General features: G+C 44.7%; 11 protein-coding genes and 2 tRNA genes. 8 read left to right on the top strand and 5 right to left on the bottom strand.

The features are described from left to right. The first annotated feature begins 329 nt into the window (after positions 1-329). Positions 330-4,400, top strand: a complete 4,071-nt coding sequence (locus tag MA_RS29140; RefSeq protein WP_052279228.1) for a PKD domain-containing protein — start codon at positions 330-332, stop codon at positions 4,398-4,400. A 1,019-nt stretch (positions 4,401-5,419) separates the two neighbouring features. Next, positions 5,420-14,275, top strand: coding sequence for a DUF2341 domain-containing protein (locus MA_RS29135; RefSeq protein ID WP_011024461.1), 8,856 nt, complete (start codon positions 5,420-5,422; stop codon positions 14,273-14,275). 331 nt (positions 14,276-14,606) lie between these two features. On the opposite strand, the gene MA_RS23935 is transcribed toward MA_RS29135, so the two are convergent. The 3 genes from MA_RS23935 to MA_RS23925 form a co-directional block, all read right to left on the bottom strand. Beyond that, complete coding sequence (locus tag MA_RS23935) at positions 14,607-15,929, bottom strand: signal recognition particle protein Srp54 (protein WP_011024460.1); 1,323 nt, start codon at positions 15,927-15,929, stop codon at positions 14,607-14,609. 564 nt (positions 15,930-16,493) lie between these two features. Next, positions 16,494-16,568 (bottom strand) — tRNA-Met (locus tag MA_RS23930). Between the two features lie 58 nt (positions 16,569-16,626). Continuing rightward, positions 16,627-16,701 (bottom strand) — tRNA-Met (locus MA_RS23925). 576 nt (positions 16,702-17,277) lie between these two features. On the opposite strand from MA_RS23925, the gene MA_RS29130 reads away from it, so the two are divergent. Beyond that, complete coding sequence (locus tag MA_RS29130) at positions 17,278-17,655, top strand: hypothetical protein (protein ID WP_011024459.1); 378 nt, start codon at positions 17,278-17,280, stop codon at positions 17,653-17,655. Positions 17,656-17,781: 126 nt separating this feature from the next. Here MA_RS29130 and MA_RS23915 read toward each other — a convergent pair whose 3' ends face one another. Next, positions 17,782-18,624 carry a protease inhibitor I42 family protein gene (locus MA_RS23915; protein ID WP_011024458.1) on the bottom strand — a complete coding sequence of 281 codons (843 nt, stop codon included), beginning with the start codon at positions 18,622-18,624 and terminating at the stop codon, positions 17,782-17,784. Positions 18,625-18,772: 148 nt separating this feature from the next. Here MA_RS23915 and MA_RS23910 point away from each other — a divergent pair, with 148 nt between their 5' ends. Continuing rightward, positions 18,773-19,111 (top strand): formyltransferase family protein, encoded by a 339-nt coding sequence (locus MA_RS23910; RefSeq protein WP_011024457.1) that lies wholly within the window; start codon positions 18,773-18,775, stop codon positions 19,109-19,111. A gap of 71 nt (positions 19,112-19,182) precedes the next feature. Continuing rightward, a complete protein-coding gene (locus MA_RS23905; protein WP_011024456.1) occupies positions 19,183-19,563 on the top strand; it encodes a hypothetical protein in 381 nt (126 codons plus the stop codon). Here MA_RS23905 and MA_RS23900 read toward each other — a convergent pair. Next, positions 19,545-20,327, bottom strand: a complete 783-nt coding sequence (locus tag MA_RS23900; protein WP_011024455.1) for a helix-turn-helix transcriptional regulator — start codon at positions 20,325-20,327, stop codon at positions 19,545-19,547. The genes MA_RS23905 and MA_RS23900 overlap by 19 nt on opposite strands. 369 nt (positions 20,328-20,696) lie before the next feature. Here MA_RS23900 and MA_RS23895 point away from each other — a divergent pair, with 369 nt between their 5' ends. From MA_RS23895 to MA_RS23885, 3 genes are all read left to right on the top strand, one after another. Further along, a complete protein-coding gene (locus tag MA_RS23895; protein ID WP_157860411.1) occupies positions 20,697-21,371 on the top strand; it encodes a phosphoribosyltransferase in 675 nt (224 codons plus the stop codon). 131 nt (positions 21,372-21,502) lie between these two features. After that, the gene (locus tag MA_RS27805) at positions 21,503-21,646 is read left to right on the top strand and encodes a hypothetical protein (RefSeq protein WP_157860410.1); all 144 of its coding nucleotides are present in this window, start codon (positions 21,503-21,505) and stop codon (positions 21,644-21,646) included. Positions 21,647-22,004: 358 nt separating this feature from the next. Beyond that, positions 22,005-22,463 carry a Zn-ribbon domain-containing protein gene (locus MA_RS23885; protein WP_048066022.1) on the top strand — a complete coding sequence of 153 codons (459 nt, stop codon included), beginning with the start codon at positions 22,005-22,007 and terminating at the stop codon, positions 22,461-22,463. The last annotated feature ends 256 nt before the right edge of the window (positions 22,464-22,719 follow it).

Here is a 22,719-nt window from a genome sequence, read left to right as displayed (position 1 = left end):
TGGTTTCCCATTTTACTGGTCCCTTGATCAGAAAGACTATCCGTACTTCAATACCCCATTGCTTTGAGCTCCCATTAATTGAGCCTTATTCGTGGTCTACACTATGAATATGCAGTCAAAGCCGTCCAGCTAATCGGCAGAGGTATTCCTAGAACCGGATCTGGCTTAACAGAGTTACAGACCCCAGCAAACGACGGTATAAGTGCACAGGCAACTCTGTGAGTTCCTAAGATTATGCAGGCTTTGGAAACAAGAAAAAACACTCCTTTCTTTCCAAGGCAACCTTATCCGGCTGCCTCTTTTCCTTTAAATATGATGAAAACAAGGTGATGAACATTAGATCAAAATATGCTGTCTATATATTCCCTCTACTGTTAATCCTGTTTTTTGTCGGGACAGCTTCGGCTTTACCCACAGTAGCTCACGACAGAGTGCAGGGTGAGATGTACGTAGCATCCACCGCAAACTGGGATTCCCATTACTCTACAAACAGCTTTGATGTGCCGAACGGAACAGTTGTTTTCGCGCGGTATTATGTAGGAGTATGGGCCAGCGGTACCCCCAGTTCAATATCCGCCACATTCAACGGGCATGCATTCGAGACTAACCCGTCTTATTATATTTCCGGTATGGGTGTAACATGGATACCCTTCAATGTCACAGACTATGTGCAACCAGGAGAAACAAATACTGCAACAATTGATTCTTCGCACTGGGGCGATGGAAGACAGTACGGCAGCACCCTTGTAGTCGTACTGGAGAATGAGAACAAACCTGAGGTGGAATACTGGATTGCGGAGGGTCTTGACTGGGTGATTGGTTATGGTAGTTCAACAACGTATTTCAACGACACTAACATAGATCTCGACGACGTCGACAGTGCAAGCCTTTACTCAACCATCCTAACAGGATACAGTAGCGAGTCTCTAAACGGAGAATCACTTTCCGGGGCTGTCGATTCGGTAAGTGGCGCCTATTTCAACTATATCAGGTGGGACAATGTAAAGGACTCCCTTACGGCAGAGAACCAGACTATCAAGGTAGTGGGAGACGGTGACTACACTTCCGCGGTATTGCATGGCCTATCAATAACATACAAAATCCCTGACCTGGTGCCGACAAGCCTCACCCCTTCATATGTGACCCCCGGCACCGTCAATACCATGACCGCAACCATCGAAAACACAGACAAGGATTCACCCTCTTTTAATGTCTCGCTAATTGCGGACGGGACTGTCGTGGATACGCAGGATGTTTCCGGGATTGCAGCTGGCGGCAGCACCACTGTCGACCTGCAATGGACACCTGAAGGCGGCAAGGATAGCTACTCATTGACCGTGGTTGTGGATCCTGATAATTCTGTGGTGGAATCCGAAGAGACCAACAACGAGCTGACGGTCCTTGTCGGTTCAGCTTCGGTAGAAGTCCCGGTCGCGAATTTCACGGCAGTGCCGACTTCCGGCTCGATCCCTCTCACGGTCAACTTCACTGACCAGTCCACTAACTCCCCTACCTCATGGTTCTGGGACTTTGGGGATGGTGAGAATTCCACAAGCCAGAACCCCTCTCATACCTACACTTCAGTCGGCAATCATACGGTCAGCCTCACGGTCACCAATGCAGAAGGGAGCGATTCCGAGGTAAAGACAGATTACATCACAGTTGAGGTAATTACACCGGTTGCCGCCTTTACAGCCGACAATACCAGCGGTGCCGCACCGTTCACCGTGCAGTTCACTGACCAGTCAGCCAATTTACCGGCGGAGTGGTTCTGGGACTTTGGAGATGGGACTAACAGCACCGAGCAAAACCCTGCGCACACCTACATCACCGCAGGAAAATACACTGTCAAACTCACAACTGCCAACGCAGCCGGAAATGACAGCGAGGAAAAAACGGATTATATCACCGCCTATATCCCGCCTGTCGCCAACTTCACAGCAACACCAACAAGCGGAGGTGCACCATTAACCGTAACCTTTACCGACACGTCCACCAACATGCCGACAGAGTGGCTCTGGGACTTCGGGGACGGCGTTAACTCGACAGATCAGAACCCGATTCACACATATACCTCGGCTGGAAACTACACCGTTTCCTTCACCGCGACAAACAGTGGAGGAAGTGACTCCGAGTTGAAGACGGCCTATATCACGGTGACTGCGGAGGCAGGGAAAGGCGGTCTTGCGGATACGGCGTGGCCGAAATTCCACTACGATCTCGGAAACACCGGTCAGTCCCCGTATACCGGGCCACAGACCGCAAACGTCGTATGGACCTACACCACAACAGGCGAAATGAGACTCGGTCAAGGGGCAGTAATAGGGTCGGATGGTACCATGTATATCGGGGATAGGAGCGGAACTCTCTATGCCATCAACCCCAATGGTACCCTCAAATGGGGTACCTCCATTGGCACTAAAAGCTTCCCGACCCCGGCAATCGCATCGGACGGGACCATCTATGCCGGAGGTAATGATAAAATAGTCTATGCGATAAATCCCGACGGCAGTATCAAATGGAGTTACCCTGTCGGAACGAAATCTGTCATATCTTCTCCGGCAATCGCATCAGACGGTACTATTTATTTCGCAACGAGTACTAACCTTTTTGCACTCAAACCAGACGGCACCCTGAAGTGGAATTCCGCTGTAAGTTATGGTGGATATAACTATTTCTCCCCTGCGATCGGGTCGGACGGTACCATTTATCTTGGAACCTATGGGGGCGCTCTCTCCGCAATTAATGCCGACGGTACCCTTAAATGGACCTATTCCATCCCTGCTCCTAATAATTATATTTATGACACACCGGCAATCGCATCGGATGGTACCATTTACTTTGGATGCAATAACGCGAATTTGTATGCACTAAACCCCGACGGTACCCTCAAATGGACATACTCCGTAGGTACTTCAGCATCTCAAGCTATAAAATCCTCGCCGGCTATCGGGTCGGACGGTACCATCTACTTTGGATCCAATAACCAGTATTTCTACGCATTGTACCCCGACGGTACCCTTAAATGGAGTTCCAAAGCGGGATCTTTTGGTCAAACCACTCCGACCATCGGTTCTGATGGAACCATCTATATCGATAATTATGGGAGTAAAACACTCTACGCATTCAATCCTGATGGTACCGTCAAGTGGAGTTATGCCGACGGTAATTACAATTATGCATCGCCGGCGATTGCTTCGGACGGAACCCTCTACTTTGGAAAAGGATATACGGTCTACGCATTCCGTGATGTTGCCCCGGTCTCGAATTTCACTGCAGATCCGACCTCCGGCACAGCCCCACTGACAGTGAATTTCACCGACCAGTCCACAGGTTCCCCCACTTCGTGGTTCTGGGACTTTGGGGATGGAGCTAACTCAACTGAGCAGAACCCCGTGCATACTTATTCTGTAGCAGGAAACTACACCACGAACCTCACGGTCACAAATTCAGCTGGGACAGATTTCGAGGTGAAGACTGATTATATCACTGTATTGGAGCCCTCAACACCTGAACCTGAACCCGTTGCTGCTTTCACTGCTGATGTAACGAGTGGTAGTGCTCCTCTCACAGTTAACTTCACTGATCAATCCACAGGTTCCCCCACTTCGTGGCTCTGGGACTTTGGGGATGGAACAAACTCAACGGAACAGAATCCAGTGCACACGTATGCTTCAGCCGGAAGTTACACCGTAAATCTGACTGTGGAAAATGACGCTGGTTCTGACTTTGAGTTAAAAACAGATTACATAGAAGTTTCCGAGATTTCCGGGTCAACCGTTACTCTCTATTTTGACCCTGAAAGTTCCTCAGTTGCAGAAAACGAATCTACTGAAATAAGTCTCGTTGCCAGTAATTTCCCTGCAGGCCTTTCAGGCTACAACCTGACCGTTGCTATTGATGACCCGGCTGTTGCCGAGATAGTTGGTATAGAGTACCCGACCTGGGCTCTGATTACTGAGAACTCTACCCTGCCAGGGACTTCGATCTACATGAAGACCGTTGACCTGGAAGATTCCATTAAGGAAGAAGAAGGAGAAGTTGTGCTAGCTACTCTCACGGTTTCTGGAAAGGAGAAAGGATCTGCAAATATTTCGATAGGAGTTAAACGTCTGGAGGACGATTCAGGAGACTCCATCGAACCAGCTCTCCTAACAGGGACAATTGAAGTGACCATTCTGTCTCTCCTTCCTGATCAGGAATATGCTCCTAAAGATCTCGATGGAGACGGACTCTATGAAGACCTCACCGGAAATGGAGAGTTCAGTTTCGTAGACATAGTAGCTTATTTCCACAACATGGACTGGATAGAGGAAAACATGCCGGTGGAGTACTTCGACTTCAACGGAAACGGGAGGATCGATTTTGATGATGTCGTGGATATGTTTGCAATGATATGATCAAGGAGAAAAAGATTTCAAATTGAAAAACAATGAAAAATTCAATACTAAGGTTGTGGAGAATTTATTGTTCAAATCTGACAGGAAAGGCAAACTCATCCTGTTCTGTCAGATTTAAAAGCCAGCATTTGGCTTATGTTTTTCAGTAATTTCTCCATACACCTGGTTTTCACTTTTTAATTATCGGATATAAAGGATCTTTTAAAGAAAAGTTCTGATCTCTACTGGATAGTTACCTCTTTTTAGCATTTTTTTCTCCAAAAGGATTAAACTCTTTAGAAAAAGAACTTGTGCTTCTGAAAAACAATGTCTGCTGATTTAATGTTACAAATAAATTTGTTTGTGTTAATAATCGTATATATAAGTTTATAGTATTCTTATTTTTTAAATTAATTTAAATACTTGGTATTCATACACTTTTTTCTGAAGACCTGTTTCAAAATAAACAGGTCCTCTTACATATCAAATTTTGTGAAAAAAGATCGAGACTTCAATTTTTTTTATCATCAAGAAGGTGATATCGAAGAAAAAGATCTGAGTACTATTGAATATGTGTGAACTCTCATCCATACAAGTCGCCTGCATAAAATAACTTCTTCGCAGCAGATCACGGCTATTACTGCACTGATACCAACTTACTATACATTGACTTCAACATCACCTGATTCAAAAATACCGCCTGATTCCGATGATCCAAACCTTCCAGTCTTCTATTTTGCTGGTCTCTTGACCAGAAAGACTATCTGTACTTCAATACCCCCACTGCTTTGAAATTCCATCCTTTGAGTTGGATTCGTGATCTACACAATGAATGTGCAGTCAAAGCCGTCCAGCTAATTAGCAGAAGTAAGTATTTCTAGAACCGGATTTGGCTCAATAGAGTCACAGGCCCCCAGCAAACGAAAGTGTGAACGTACAGGCAACTCTGGGAGTTCCTAAGATTATGCAGACTTTGGAAACAAGAAAAACACTCCTTTCTTCCCAAGGCAATCTGATCAGGTTGCCTCCTTATTTCCAAGATGACAAAACCAAAGGTGATGAACATTAGCTCAAAATATGCTATTTATATACTCCCTCTACTGTTAATTCTACTTTTAGCCTGTACAGCTTCGGCTTTACCCACAGTAGCTCACGACAAAGTACAGGGTGAAATGTACGTCTCATCCACAGCAAACTGGGAGTCTAAATACTCTACAAACAACTTTGATGTGCCAAATGGGACAGTTGTTTTTGCGCGTTACTACGTTGGAGTTTGGGCGTCTTCTGCTACCACTACTTCAATATCCACCATATTCAATGGGAATGCATTCGCTACTAACCCTTCTTGCTATAGTTCTGGTATGGGTGTAACATGGATACCCTATGATGTCACAGATTATGTGGTTCCCGGAGAAATAAATACTGCAACAATCAACTCGGCTTCCTGGGGCGACGGCAGACAGTACGGCACTACTCTTGTAGTCGTGCTGAAAAACGAAAATAAGTCCCAGATAGAGTACTGGATTGCAGATGGTCTTGACTGGCTTCATTATGGAGATTACGTTGGAGACGAAGTGGACAACTCGTTCACATATTTTAATGGGACCGTGGACCTTGCTGATGTGCAGAGCGCAAATCTTTATTCAACCCACTTGACTGGGTATAATTACGAGGATTTCAACGGATATTCCCTTTCAGATCCTGCCGATTCGGTAAGTGGTGACTACTTCAACTATATCCGGTGGGATAATGTAAAGGCCTCTCTTGTGGCGGAGAACCAGACCGTAAACGTAGGACGGGGAGGCGATGCTTACTGTTCTCCGGTATTCCATGCACTATCAATAGCGTACAAAATACCTGACCTGGTACCGGTGAGCCTGACACCTGTTACCGTAGTTCCCAATACCGTCAACACTATGACCGCCACCATCGAAAACCAGGGCAACAAAGACTCAACTTCCTTCAATGTATCGCTTCTGGTGGACGGTATAGTAGTGGACACACAAACCGTTACCAGCCTGGAAAGTGAGAACAGCACAAACGTTGACTTCCACTGGACACTCGACGGTACTGCAAACAGCTACACATTAACCGTAAACGTAGACCCTGAAAATGCAGTGAATGAAGGGAATGAGAGCAACAATACCCTGACCGCACTGGTAGGGACGACTACAGCTCCCATTCCCGTAGCCGATTTCACCGCTACCCCAACTGCAGGCGAGGTACCACTTACGGTTAACTTTACTGATCAATCCGCGAATTCACCCCTATCATGGACCTGGGATTTCAACAACGATGGAACTATGGACAGTATCATGCAGAACCCCACCTACACTTATGATACTCCGGGTAATTACACGGTAAAGTTAACAGTATCCAATGGTGGCGGAAATGATGAGGAAGTAAAAACCGATTATATTTTTGTAAATTACAAGCGGCCAATTGTAAACTTCACGGCTAACTTAACAAAAGGTAATGCCCCGCTTACTGTCCAGTTCAATGACACTTCTCTCAATAGCCCTACCGTATGGTACTGGGACTTCGGTGACAATACAATCTCTACCGAACAGAACCCTGTACATACATACACAGCTGCTGGCAATTACACAGTGAACCTGACGGTCACAAACGCCGGAGGCAGTAACTCCAGCATAAAGACCGAATACATAACAGTCGGAAGCGGTGTGCCTATAGCAAACTTCACTGCGAACACGGTGAGCGGCTATACTCCACTTGAAATCCGGTTTTTCGACACTTCTACCATTAACCCGACTTCCTGGGCCTGGGACTTTGGAGACAATACTACATCAACAGAACAGAATCCGGTGCATACTTACATCTCTCCTGGCCTTTATACCGTGAACTTTACGGTCTCAAATGACTACGGAAGCGATATCAAGACAAAGGCAAACTACATCTATGCAGGCAAGTGCAAATTTTCTCAGAACATCTCCTTCTCTGCAGGTGGCCAGGCCATCTACCAGCAGGATATTATGATTCACCGCACTAGCGGAACAGCTTACGAAGAAAATGCAGGCGGCCTGAAGATCTGGCATGTCTACCTGGGTGATAGTTGCCGTGAAGATTATGGAGATCTCAGGTTCACCGATGCGACCGGAACCCAATTAACATACTACCTCTGGCCGGACTATACCTCAGAGGAGGCACGGTTCTGCGTGCGGCTGGAGAGAGCGGATCAGCCTGGAAGGCTGACGATCTGTTACGGAGATCCAGGAGCAACGACTACCAGCAACGGGAATGCAACATATTTCCTTTTCGACCAGTTTGATGGTACAGCATTGGATACAACAAAATGGGAACCTGTTCAGGACAATGGGATTTCCGTAAGCTCGGGTGGTCTCCATATATCTTCAGGAACCGGTAATTTTGCAGAGATCTTCTCTCGGACAGCAGTTCCTTCCGGAATAATCCTTCAATTTAGGATACAATCGAAGACATATTCTACGTCACTTGGTTTTGGAAATAGAGATTATACTGATAATGGTTCTTCAATAGGACTGGAAAGCTTTTCTTCTTCCTATAACTCTGCGATTTATTCTGGTGAAGCGTATAGCAACTTACGATGGGCTCCGCCAAGAACCTGGACCAGCAAGAGTACGGATGGAGATATTATCCCGGATACCCCGGGTGGATATTACACAGAGGAACTTGTGATTTCTCCAGATGAACCTCTTAAAGAGCGCCGCGATGGAGAGGCATGGACTAACTCGACACGATATGTTGGAGTGAGTGGTACAAAACCTATCCAGATAGAACATTATAGAAAATATGGGAAGATGGATTTGGACTACATTCTAGCACGTGCCTACAGCTCTACCCCACCATCGGCTTTGGGTCTGGGACCGATCGCTAACTTCACCGTAAACATGACGAACGGTAATGCCCCTTTTACAGTTCATTTCACCGATTCTTCCAAAAACAGTCCAGCTACATGGATCTGGGACTTCGGAGACAATACAACATCAACCGAACAGAACCCGGTGCACACCTATGTAGTAGCCGGTAATTACACGGTGAACCTAACAGTAACGAACAGTTATGGTAGTGACACCGGTGTGAAGACAGATTACATATCGGTTGGTAGTGGTGTGCCAGTTGCGAATTTTACGACAAACAAGACAGGTGGTAATGCTCCTCTCACGGTCAAGTTCACTGACACCTCGACAATTAACCCAGCTACATGGATCTGGGACTTCGGAGACAATACAACATCAACCGAACAGAACCCGGTGCATACCTATGTAGTAGCCGGTAATTACACGGTGAACCTGACAGCCACGAATAGCTACGGCAGCAACACCTGTGTGAAGATTGGCTACATCACAGTAGGCAGCGGTGTACCGGTGGCAAACTTCACCGCGAACGTGACGGGTGGTTATGCCCCGCTGACGGTCCAGTTCAACGACACCTCGACTGTTAACCCTGCATCCTGGTCCTGGGACTTCGGTGACGGGAATACTTCCACCGAACAGCACCCAGTTCACACCTACATGAGCGCCGGCACCTACACGATCAGCCTCACGGTCACGAATACCTATGGCAGCGGCACTGAGACAAAAGTTGACCACATCTATGCAGGCATGTACGAATACAATCAGCAGATTTCCTATTCTGCGAGTGACAGGGCAGTATACCAGCAGGATATTGTGGTCCACCGCAGCAACGGAACGGCTTACGAGGAAAATGCGGATGGTCTGAAGGTCTGGCATGTCTACCTCGGTGATAATTGTCGGGATGATTACGGAGATGTGCGATTCACTGATGTCACCGGGGCCAAATTAGCATACTACCTCTGGCCGGACTATACCTCAGAGCAGGCACGTTTCTGTGTACGGATAGAGAACACAGATCAGCCTGGAACACTGACGATCTGTTACGGGAATCCAGGAATAACTACGACCAGCAACGGGAATGCAACATATTTCCTTTTCGACCAATTTGATGGTACAGTATTGGATACAACAAAGTGGGAACTCGTTCAGAACAATGGGATTTCCGTAAGCTCAGGTGGTCTCCACATATCTTCCGGAACCGGTAATTTTGCAGAGATCTTCTCTCGGACAACAGTTCCTTCCGGAATAATCCTTCAATTTAGAATACAATCAAAGACATATTCTACATCAGTTGGTTTTGGAAATAGAGATTATACTGATAATGGTTCTTCAATAGGACTGGAAAATTATGATTCTTCCTATAACTCTGCGATTTACTCTGGTGAAGCGTATAGCAACTTACGATGGGCTCCACCAAGAACCTGGTCCAGCAAGAGTACAGATGGAGATATTATCCCGGATACCCCAGATGGATATTACACAGAGGAACTTGTGATTTCTCCAGATGAACCTCTTAAAGAGCGCCGGGATGGAGGGACATGGACCAACTCGACACGATATGTTGGAGTGAGTGGTACAAAACCTATCCAGATAGCACATTATAGAAAATATGGGAAGATGGATTTGGACTACATTTTAGCACGTGCCTACAGCACCACACCGCTATTTGCCTCCGCTTTCAGTGGGGAGCAGCAGACTGCTGCACCGCCCGTCGCCTCTTTCACCGCAACTCCAATCTATGGTTTTCCGCATACTATCCAGTTTACTGATAAGTCTTTCAATTTCCCGACTGAGTGGACCTGGGATTTCGGAGACGGTACCACTTCCCCTGAGCAGAACCCTGTGCACACCTATGCCGCGGACGGGAACTACACGATTACTCTCACGGCGACCAATGAGTACGGCACCGACACTGAGACAAAGGACTACGAAGTTGTGACCCTGTTCGCTGCCTCTCTCACAGTTTCCCCCTCCTCGGTCCAGCTTAACCAGAGTGAGACACAGTACTTTACGGCAGTTGCAGTAGACCAGCTGGGAAATGTGATCAGTAATACCTCAATCAACTGGTCGAGCAGTAATGAAACTATCGGCACTATTGATTCCAACGGGCTGTTCACAGCTAATGTTCCTGGTAAGGTCAACATTACCGCTTCAGCAGAGGGAGTCACCGGATTGGCAGAAGTAACAGTGATGAAGGCATCTCCTGACTTCATAGTATCCGTTGTCACTTCCCCAATGTATCCGATCTCCCACAACACAGTTACTGCAACCATTGAAAACCATGGTAGTGAAGATGCCAGTGAGGTTACTGCCAATGTTACGATTGCCGGAAACACAACAACCATTACAGTACCGGCGCTTGCTATCGGAAGTTCCACCACAATCAGTGTCAAAGACACAGCTCGCTGGCATGTCGGAGACCTCGTTCCAATCACAGTCGTGGTCGATCCAGGAAATGAGATAGACGAGGCCAACGAGACAAACAACGTATACACTAAAAATGCGACCATATCCGCAACCAGCCAGAGATATAACGGCGGCCGATTCTCTGACGGGTATGATAAAGTCAATAACTTGTTCTATGCAGAAGGCAATGTTGGGGTGGCTGTCGCCATATCAGGCAATTACGGATCCCAATACGGTGTATCTGGAGTCACCCTGACCAGGAAATTCTCTGCAGATGATCTTGATATCCCCGCCGGTGCGACCATAAAGTCGGCCCGGCTATACCAGGGTTCGACGTGGTATGGAGATCCAGGGTTCAATCTCCAGTTCAACGGTCATGAGACCCAGGAAGCTGATGCAAAATACGGAGACTGCATCAATGGCCAGTATGCCTTCGATGTAACCACATACCTGAACACAACCGGCGACAACATAGCAGTTCTCACTTCCACGAATTCTTTAAATAAATATGCTTACTACGCCACTGTCCTCATTGTGGTCTACGAGGCCGACAGCGAACCTTATCGCCAGATATGGGTGAACGAAGGCAGCGACTGCCTGCTCGCCGATTACGGTGCCGATCTTGCCTGGGGATATACAATGTTTGACAACGTAAGCACCGACAGCCTATTCTCAGCCAGGACCATTACTGTCCTCGAATCAGACGACGGCGATGTCAACTCCATAAACTTCAATGGAGAATCTCTTCCTACAATAAAAACAGGCGGATCGGACCCGACTATCAAGTACTTCAGCGTCACAGACGCCCTTCAGGGAGGGGAGAATGAACTTGGAGTCACCGGTCCCAGCTACTTTAATTTCGCCAACGCTGTTCTTGAAGTCACCCAGGTGACCGCCTCTGAAGCCAACTTCACAGCAAATGTTACGAGTGGAAACGCTCCGTTAAACGTGGAGTTCACTGACACCTCTACCGGCACCCCGACCAGCTGGACCTGGGACTTCGGAGACGGGAAAAACTCCACTGAGCAAAATCCGACCCACACCTACACGGCCGAAGGAACCTATACAGTGAAACTCACGGTCTCGAACTCGTTCGGAAGCGATTCTGAAGAGAAAACCGGATACATAACAGCGGGCTCAGTTGTTCTTGCTCCTGTAGCAAATTTCAGTGTAGATCAAACAACAGGAACAGCACCTCTCTCAGTCCAGTTTACGGACGAATCCACAAACACTCCAACCTCATGGACTTGGGAATTCGGAGACGGAAAAACCTCTACAGAGCAAAATCCGACTCATACATATGAAACCATAGGCACATACACCGTAAAACTCACTGCCACAAATTATGGTGGAAGCAATTTCACAATAAAAACTGATTACATAACCGTGACTTCGAACGTTTCAGCACCTGTAGCAAGTTTTACTTTCGATGAAAATTCAGGTAGGGTACCTTTCACAGTTCAGTTCACGGACACTACAACCGGCAGTGTAAGCAGCTGGAATTGGGACTTTGGAGACGGTGGTACTTCTAACGAACAGAACCCGACCCACACATACGTTACAGAAGGAAGTTACAATGTCACTCTGACTGCCACAGGACCGGGAGGCAGTAACACAATAACTTCTACTGAACCTGTTGTTGTCAGTGCACCACTAACTTCAGACAGCTACAACGGCGGCATCCCCCTGACAAACGTCCAGAATGGAACGGTTTCAGGTGATCTCTGGTACGACTCATATTACGCTATGGAGACATCTGCTCAAAAAGCGTTTACTCTGCCTTCATATACTGATATTAAGTGGGCCAGACTCTACGTTGATGTTTATGATGGACACATGGAAAACAATTACAGAGGAAACGTGGAAATCAGTATTGATGCCGATGGCGACAGCACCTACGAACTCCAGAAGAACGAGACTTTCAACACCACATACTCGTTCCCCGGAGAAGGTGGAACAGGTCCTGTCTGGTTAAGCGACCATTTGAACCGTGTTACAAGTGACTATCAGATGTGGTATGACCTTACTGGTGAAATCAGCGGGCAAACCGTGAACGTGCAAGCCATAACCTCAAAGATAGATTCTAATTTTGACGGCAGGGTTAAGGCAATGACGCTGGTTGTTGCGTACGATGACGGCGATTCCGATGAGGTTTATTACTGGGTCAACCAGGGCCATGATACTGTCAACCCGCTGGATACGGAATATACCGGTTCGACTTCATTTGGTACTTCTACGCTCGCAAGCGGCTGGAGTTCTGCAAATCTCACTGCGATCTACCTTGCCAGTGTGGATGGAATCTATTCTTTCCAGGGTACAACCCTGACCTCAGGGACACCACAGGGTAGCTACTATGGAGACAATACCTGGGACGTGAGTTCCATGCTCACGGCCGGAGAATACAGTATTTTTACCTACAACAAACAGGAAGAAAAGTACTACAAGATCCCACTGGCTCTCATGAGTGTAAAATATGCAGGATCCGGGCCGACGGCTCCAACTGCAGGCTTCAGCGCAAATGTAACTGAAGGTGAAGTTCCTCTGACTGTCCTGTTCTCCGACGAATCAACAGGTTCACCTACTGCCTGGGTATGGGACTTCGGAGACAACGAAACTTCATCGGAACAGAGTCCAGTGCATACTTATTCTGCAGCAGGTAACTATACCGTGACCCTCACAGTTACAAATGCAGCTGGGAGCGATTCCGAGGTGAAGACTGATTATATTATTGTATCAGAATCTTCTATGCCTGAAGAACCCGTTGCTGCTTTCAATGCAAATGTAACTGAAGGTGAAGTTCCTCTGACTGTCCAGTTCAGTGATGAATCTACTGGATCTCCAACATCCTGGTTCTGGGACTTCGGGGATGGAGCAAACAGTACTGAGCAGAACCCCTCTCACACGTACCCATCAGCAGGTAACTATACCGTAAATCTGACTGTGGAAAATGCTGCTGGCTCTGACTTTGAGCTGAAATCGGATTACATCGAAGTTTCCGATGCTTCCGGGTCAACCGTTACACTCTATTTCGATCCGACAAGTTCCTCAGTTGCAGAAAACGAATCTACTGAAATAAGTATCGTTGCCAGCAATTTCCCTGCAGGTCTTTCAGGCTACAACCTGACCGTTGCTATCGACGATCCGGCTGTTGCCGAGATAATCGACATCGAGTACCCGACCTGGGCTCTGATTACTGAGAACTCTACCCTGCCCGGGACTTCTATCTACATGAAGACTATTGACCTGGAAGATTCCGTTAAGGAAGGGGCAGCAGATGTTATGCTTGCCACTCTCACGGTTTCTGGAAAGGAATCTGGTTCAGCGAATCTTTCTATAGGAGTTAAACGCCTGGAGGACGATTCCGGAGACTCTATCGAACCAGCTCTCCTGGCAGGGACAATTGAAGTGACACTTCTGTCTCCCCTTCCTGATCAGGAATATGCTCCTAAAGATCTCGATGGAGACGGACTCTATGAAGACCTTACCGGAAACGGGGAGTTCAGTTTCGTAGATATAGTGGCGTACTTCCACAACATGGACTGGATAGAGGAAAACATGCCGGTGGAGTATTTTGACTTCAACGGGAATGGGAGGATAGACTTTGATGATGTTGTGGATATGTTTGGAATGATCTGACGAGGAGAAAAAGATTTCAAATTGAAAAACAATGGAAATTCAATACTAAGGTTGTGGAGAATTTATTGTTCAAATCTGACGGAGCGGGCAAACTCATCCTGTTCTGTCAGATTTAAAAGCCAGTATTTGGTTTATGTTTTTTAGTAATTTCTCCACACTATCTCATTTTCACTTTTTTCGATCAAATTGCAAAATGTTGATATCCAAAAAAAATACGTGAAATGTGGGATCAGTATTAATTCGATAAGTAGATGCAGCGATAAATGAGTCCTCAAAACTGAGTTCTCAAGAAAAAGTTCTGAAAACGACAGAAAAGAGAACTCGGGGATTATTACATCCCCATTTTCTTCTTCATCATTTTCTGAATATTGAATTTTCCTCCTCTGAAGCCTTTTAAAGCCGTCTGCATGGTTTTGTGGTATTTCAGAAGCTCCCTTACGTCCTCTGAGCTGCAGCCCGAACCCTTCGAGATCCTCTTGATCCTTGATCCGCCTATGACCCTTGGGTCTGTCATTTCCTCTTCTGTCATCGAGTCCATGATGACCTTGTAGTTTTTCATTTTGTCACTGGTAGCCTGGAACATTTCGTCTGAGAACTTCATGCCTCCCATACCCATTGGGAGCATGGACATGATCTGTTTGAGAGGGCCCATCTTGTTCATCGCTTCGAGTTGCTTGTACATATCCTTAAGGGTGAAGCGTCCCTGCATCAGGGCTTCGACATTTACGTCTTCTTCGCTCAGGCTCTCTTCAGCTTTTTCCATCAGGCTCTTGAGGTCTCCCATTCCGAGCAGCCTTGAAATGAACCTGTCAGCTTCGAACTTTTCAAAGTCTTCCGGGGTTTCCCCAACTCCGATAAAAGCAATCGGAGCCTTTGTTTCGGAAACGGCTGAAAGGGCTCCGCCACCTTTTGCTGTCCCGTCCAGTTTTGTGATGATAACTCCTGTGATTCCCACAGAGTCGTTGAAAGCATGTGCCTGCTGGCTTGCCTGCTGCCCTATGCCTGCATCCAGAACCATGAACTTGTGGTCGGGTTTTGCAACAGCATGGATCCGTTCCATTTCTTCTATCAGGTCGGCTTCAAGGGCATGCCTGCCTGCAGTATCCACTATTCTTATATCGTATTTTTCAAGGGCTTTAAGCCCGTTTTTGGTAATCTCGACAGCATCGGGATTTCCTTCTTCTCCATAAAAACCCACATTGAGTTTTTCAGCGAGAGTCTTGAGCTGGTGGTAAGCTCCGGGCCTGAAAGTATCTGCGGCAACAACACCTGCTTTAAGTCCTTTTCTCTGGAAATAGCGGGCAAGTTTTGCAGCACTTGTGGTTTTTCCGCTCCCCTGCAGCCCCACCATCATGATGGTCTGGGGTTTGAGCTGGATCTCCGCCCCCTTCCCTATGATTTCCATCAGTTCCTGGTACACGATGCGGATTACGTGCTCCCTCGGATTCATACCCGCAGGCGGTTCTTCTTTCATTGCACGTTCTTTAATCCTCTGGGACATCCCCATGACAAGTTTTACGTTAACATCGGCCTGGAGCAAAGCCCTCTGAATGTCTTTTACTACTTCATTGACCGTGCGCTCATCAATTCTCCCCGCGCCGATCAGTTTCTTGAGTGCCCCCTGTAAGGAGTCTCCGAGTTTTTCCATTACCATATGAGAATCGTCCTGCTTGATTTTAAGAATGGATAGGAAATATTAAATTCCAAATGTATTGGGTTCCGTTTATTAGCAAGTTCCGTTTATTAGTAAGTTCCGTTTATTAGTCTGTGCAAGAGTTACTTTTTCTCGCTTTTATTTTTACCCTGTATGAAGTTGATCTTTTTTTGAATTTATTTTAACCCTGTATAAGAAAGCGATCCTTACTTAATAAGCCTTTGAGTTTCTGATTCTTGAAAAAGGTATGATCGAATGTATAAGATAGGATTGGATAGGATTGGGATTAGACAGGATTTAGGTAGAATTTGAGTTGTTCAGATAGGATTTGAGTTGTTTAGATAGGATTTGAGTTTTCTGGATATAATGAGGAGTTTTTTAGATAGGATTTGAGTTTTCTGGATATAATGAGGAGTTTTTTAGATAGGATTTGAATTTTCTGAATATAATGAGTGCCCGGATATAAAAAATAGAGGTATGGAAGAACAATAGGTACGGTAAAAAAACCCGCGATAATTCAAATGGTTGGTACAAAAAAGAAAATCAATTTCTAAATGTTTTTTATAGCGGGGGATGGATTCGAACCATCGGTCTACGGGTTATGAGCCCGTCGGGATCTCCTGGCTACCCCACCCCGCTACAATGTTATAGGATGAATAGGCTGGTAAAGGAAACTGATCTGAAAAAAATCTCTTTATAGCGGGGGATGGATTCGAACCATCGGTCTACGGGTTATGAGCCCGTCGGGATCTCCTGGCTACCCCACCCCGCTACAGTGTTCTATTGATCAGGTCACTTTGCCAGGGACAGCTATCAGAACATACTAACGATAGTTTATATACTTTTCGCTCTACTCTCTCTTCTTCAGCATTAAGAAAGTTAAACTCTTATCAGAAGAACTCCTCAACTTCATTGTAATTTTATTTAAGTTCTTCCCTATTTCTCCAAGTTTTCTGGTGATCCCTGATTAAAGGAAAATAGACTCGAAAATGAATTTTTTCAGGTATATTTAATTCTACTTTTATCGCATCCCCTCAGATTTATCCCATTTTTTACTTTCTGGCTTTCCTCTTCTTTTTTAATGGGAAAAGTCGCTCTCCTGCGTCCAGCGAGAAAAGAACGACATGATACAGCGAATGATGTTGTACGGATTTAAGATAATTGGAACTTAATCCTCTTACGCAGAGTTTACTGCTTTTACCCATCAAGTAATCCTCTTTGCGAGCGAAGCTCACGACTATAACTATAAATTGGTCCTTATAAATGGTCCTTCTGGGCGAAGTTCCCGATTTTTACCTATAATATTAGTCGCTTGAGCACAGCTCACTTCTTCCCATAAACAGTCTGCTTGAGCGAAGCTCCCGATTTTTATCTGCAAATTAGTCTGCTTGAGCGGAGCGAAACAGACCTCGTGCTCCCGAAGCGAAACTCGGGAAGCGAAACTCGGGAAACGAAACTCGGGCTGCAGAGCCGCAATTCTGCTGGCGCAATTCGAGCGAGGGAATATATTATATCTGAAGCCCTAAATAATACTATGACAAAATGTCTCTTCTGCGGAACTTACTGTGAAGTGAAATGTGGAATTTACTGCGAAAGCTATCCCGGAAGCCCGGAAGAAAAAGAACACAAGGAAGATGTAAATATACTCGGGTGTACCCAGATAGGTACATCTTATATTTGCGACAATTGTCTCAAAGACTTAAAACAGGCTCTTGGGATCCCGTGAACTCGCTCGAAAACAGGGCTGATGATGACAGAAAGTAAAATTTTCATGCCCCTTACCCTCTTACTCGAGAGAAGATAAAAAGGGAATTAGAAGAGAGAGTAGAGGCATAAAAAGCGGGACTGCAGTTCAGGCCACTTCAACATTAAGTATAAATTTGTCTTCCGTGCCAGTTTCATTTTCCCAGGATCTTTTATATATTGCCGTTGCCTGCTGTTTTCCCTCGGAGTCGGCTTTTATTTCCCAGAGGTGAACTCCTCCGGCACCAAGAAGGGGCTGTTCACTTTCTTCAGCCTCGGGGGGATAGTAATCGTCCGAAACCAGACTGAGCCCCTGGCTCAGGTTGAGCTCCCAGGAGTATCCCGTTGTTGGGTTTTCCTCAAGTCTCAGGTAAAAAGTCTCTCCTTTTTCGAGGCTTATAGTTGTTCCATTGCCAGCTTCGGTTATTACCTGCTGTTCCGGTGGCATAGCTTCGGGAGTTTCATCTAGAGTGTTATCAACTGCAAGTTCGAATGACCCGTTTACTCCGTTAACGTTTACAGTATAGTTTCCTGCACTGAGGCCCTGGACTTCAAGAGGGATCGTTTCCGTAAAACTCTCTATAGCCTGGGTACAGATTGCTTCTTTTGGGCGTTTCGTCGTAATATTGATATTGAAAGTATTTCCATCCGTTTCAGTCTTTATTTCATCAATCTCAGTGCATCCATCAGGCAGGTGGCCTTCTGCTATCACGTGTATCTGCACGGGGAAAGATTCCAGAGTCAGAATATCGATATTTTCAACATTTGCCACACCATATATGTATTCTTCATTGCCGGTATTCTGGCTCTCGTTTGCCGAACCTATTGTCTGGTTATCCGTATTATTCTGTCCATTGTCAACACAGCCGGAAAGAGCAACTGCAAAGATCATGAACAGGATTGCTACCAGTTTCACAGCTTTTAAAGAATTGCTATTTATTCTTCCTTTCATTTATCTTCCTCTTCGCTTTCAAATTTATATATGGAGGGATAAGCCTGTTCGAATTTATCTTTTGCTTAAACTTCAGTTCTGTCCGCAGTTTTAACAATGGATTATTTTTCTCGGTTTTTATTAAAAATGGATCTTTAATTCAAAAATTTTGATTAACTTTTGCTTTCAATTTTGTTTTAATAATATTAGGAATTTGGAACCCGATCTTATCGTTGTGTTTTCGATGTCTCACCTATTGAAGGAGAATGTCTTCAATGTTCCTTCATACGGTACTGTTAATATTCATTATTCGTACCTTCCGGAGTACGGGGGACCAAATCCGCTGTTCTGGCAGTATTATGATTATATACTTGATCCAGGGGTTACCCTGCACTACGTAGACAAAGGAGAAGATACAGGGAACGTCATCTATCAGAGAAGATACAGGGAACGTCATCTATCAGAGAAGATACAGGGAACGTCATCTATCAGGAACGTGTCTTTTTAAGTCCAGGGGAGAAATTTAAAGCAATCCGTCAAAAATTAGCCTCCGCCGGGATTAAACTGCTCAGAAAGACAATGGAAGCTCTTGAAAACGGAGGTGTTGAGACTAAAAAGCAGCCAGTTTCCAGTCCTACCTCAAGGGCCAGAAAAGTCAAACCCGAAGAATATAATAAGCTGATAAAGTGGGAGGACTGGAGTGTCGAGAGGGTCTTTCACTTTTTAAACGGTACTCCGAAGTATCATTCTACTCTGTTGAAGAAAAGCGGTCTATACAGGCTGGTGTTCAGTTTAAGGATTCTTGATTACAAAAAATGCAGTACTTCCGGATATAAAGTCGGAAACCTTTACAAAGAAAAATCGGGATATTTTTTAGCTTGTAGAGACGGAATAATTTATGTTGAGACCAAACCTTCTCTCGATGATTCTTTTGCCAGGATTTACCTCTTAATCTCCTGAGCCTGACCTTTATAATAGAGAATGAGGTCTTCAGCCCACTTTATAGGAGCAGGTTCAAAGCTTATGATACTCTCCCGGTCATAGGCTCCTTTCCATGTAAGGAAATCTGCCATCATGAAATGTTCGGTTTTTGTCATCATAGCTATTTTTACTTCGTTGTCGCAGACAAAAAGCCGCTTTTTCTCCTGTTTCAGGTAAAGTTCCAGTTTTTTTTCAAAGTCGGTTCTCAGCCTTTCATAAATTCTTTTTGTTACTATAAGGGTAATTTCGGAATCTTTGTCATCAGTTCTCAGAAATGTCTCCGAAAATACCGGGTGGAATATCGAAGCCAGAGAAAGGATGTCTTTTGATTTTTCCACGTTTTCCAGAAATACTGAATGAGTCTCAAAAAGTTTGTCGTTGTCGGGTTTTACAAGAGAATAAGGTTTTAATTCGTTAAGCCTTTCGAGAAATGCTGGAGGCAAACCACTCAGGTCTCGCTCCTGCCAGAAATCCTTATTTTCCTCGATAACCTCAAGAATATCAAGAAGAGGCTGCATTTTTTCAACCAGAATTTCTGCCAGAGGGGTAAGCCTGTATTCCTTTTCATCCTGCAAAACCAGTGAATCATCCTTTAATTTTTTTATTTGAGGGAGCATTCCCGTCGAGGTAACATTAAGAGTATCTATAATTTCCTCTATTGTTTTCCCTCCGTTTCTTAGAAGAAGCAAAAGGTCCTTTCTTTTCTGGGACATAAAGAGCAGGTCTGTCAGCATTTTATCCATTGTTCTCACTTTCAGGACTCACTTTTCTATGGAAAACCTATTTTAGATTTTTCTCACTTTCAGGAAGCTCTCTTGAGCCTGTACTTTCAGGAGCAGTAATCGAAGGGCTTTAATGTTAAAGGCTTTTTGAAATAATATTTTAACTTCATCTAATTATGTTCGTAAGGTTTTAAATTTGTTTTTGAAGCATCTCTTTTTTAGTCTTTTTCTGAATTATTTTTTTAACAAGATAAGAAAACTTAAAGTTATGGTCTATTATATATCCTCGAAAGTGGAATCCTGACCTGAAGGCTCCTGAAACAATAAATCTCCTGACCAATGCACCGGGCTTCGGATTCTGGAGGGTTTTACATAAAATCATTTAGATGTGTGCTTACGAACTGGGACTACATTTACAACCTGTGCCGAAACATTTCAAGAGATATCAAAAGCTCGGAGTATGAACCGGATGTTATTATCGCACTTGCCAGAGGAGGCTGGTTTGCGGGGCGTGTGCTGTGTGATTTCCTGGGACTTGATGACCTGTCAAGCCTTAAAATAGAGCATTACACAGGAACTGCAGCTATCGACACCGGTGAGCCTTATATTCGATACCCTCTTCCGGCCGATGTGATTAAGGGCAAAAAAGTGCTGATCGTAGATGATATTGTGGATACAGGGGAAAGTATGATCAGCGCTAAAGCTTACGTAGAAGCCAGGAATCCCAGAGAGGTCCGAACCGCTTCTTTACAATATCTGGGGAGCTCGAAAATTGACCCCGATTATGTGGGAGAGCGGCTTGAAGACTGGGCATGGATCGTCTATCCATGGAATTTTATGGAAGATATGATAAGTATTCTGGCAAAAAACATGAGAAAAGACCCAGAAAAACTCTGGAGCCTTGAAGATCTCAAACACAGTCTTTACATAAACCATGCCCTCGACCCGGTAGTTTTTGAAATTACCCAGCCCGGCAGGCTCCCGGAAGTTCTGGAAGAGATGGATCGAACCCATAGAACCAGTTCTCAGGTTATTGACGGGAAGAAGTACTGGAAACTTCTATAATCTATTGTATGTTTATGTCTCGATATGATTGTGTGCCATAGTCCGTATCAGCAGTTTGCACATCAATGGTTATATTGTAGAAACAAGAGAACCAAAAACAAACATGAAGTTCTTCAAATAGCAGGTACAAAATGACGAAAGTACTCTTCAAATTGAGTACTTCCATGCCAAAGAAGAACATGGAGTTTTCCTTCTCCCGAAGGCGGATGTTTAAACCGGTAGGGGCAAAAAACCTTGAGGTTGAAGGCAAATCTTTCGTCAAAGTTACTAAATAAAAAAACTGTAAATACAAATATACATATTTATTAAAGGTATTTATTTAAGATATCATTTAAGGTATACTAATATAAGTGTCAATTCCATAATGTGTCAATTCCATAATGTGTCAATTCCATAATGTGTCAATTCCATAATGTGTCAATTCCATAATGTGTCAATTCCATAATGTGTCAATTCCCATAATATGTCAATCCCTTAAGGTGCCAATCCTGTAAGAGAAAACCTCATCGTCTGTTAAAGTACCTTCTAAATTGGTCATTTAAAAATCAGTTTAATCCAACATATTAATTAAGCTATTACTGTACGATCAAAATTTACAGCGACTAAGTCTTATTATTGATTACCGGTGAACTCATGCCCCATAGATGTACCAGATGCGGAACTATTTTTGAAGACGGGGATTCTGTAATCCTCAGCGGCTGCCCTAACTGCGGCTGGAATAAGTTCCTTTATGTGAAAAAAGAGCCAGAAGGTCTGGAAAACCAGGGACGGCCCGCTCTGGAAGAACAAAAACTGGATCTAGAAGCCTCTCTGGATGAGGTTGTCAGGAATATTGACGAGGCCCTAGCATCAGGAGAAGAAGACAGGGAGCAGCAATCAGAAAATGAAAGCAAAACTGATGAAGAGAGAGTGGAATCTGTAAGGATTCTTGGTCCCGGCTCTTACGAACTTAATCTGGATTCCCTTTTAGAGCGAAAAGAACTTGTTATGGCAATCAGGGAGGAGGGTTCATATGCCCTTCATTTGCCATCTGTTTTTAACCAGCAGAAGGAAAGGCAAAAAGAAAAATCAAAGCCAAAAAAGCAGAAATAATTTATATTTTTTACTTTTAATTCATATTTTTTCTTTTTTTTGTAAGGTTTCATATTTTAAACCCGGCTTCAGGACTCTTTAATTTTACTTCATTATTTATTTTTTCAGTATAACTTTATATAATCATTCTTTTATTTTACAGTAGAGTCCTTATCTTTTTTATTGACTTAATAGTGTCAATGCACAAAACATTGAAATAAAAGAAAAAAGTTCTTCTAGGAAGAATGCAGATTTATATTTGGTTGGAGAGTTTGTT

The organism is Methanosarcina acetivorans C2A, assembly GCF_000007345.1.
In the GTDB taxonomy this organism is placed as follows: Archaea; Halobacteriota; Methanosarcinia; order Methanosarcinales; family Methanosarcinaceae; genus Methanosarcina; species Methanosarcina acetivorans.
Note: the sequence above shows the minus strand (reverse complement) of the source record. Positions and strands in the feature narration are given on the sequence as shown.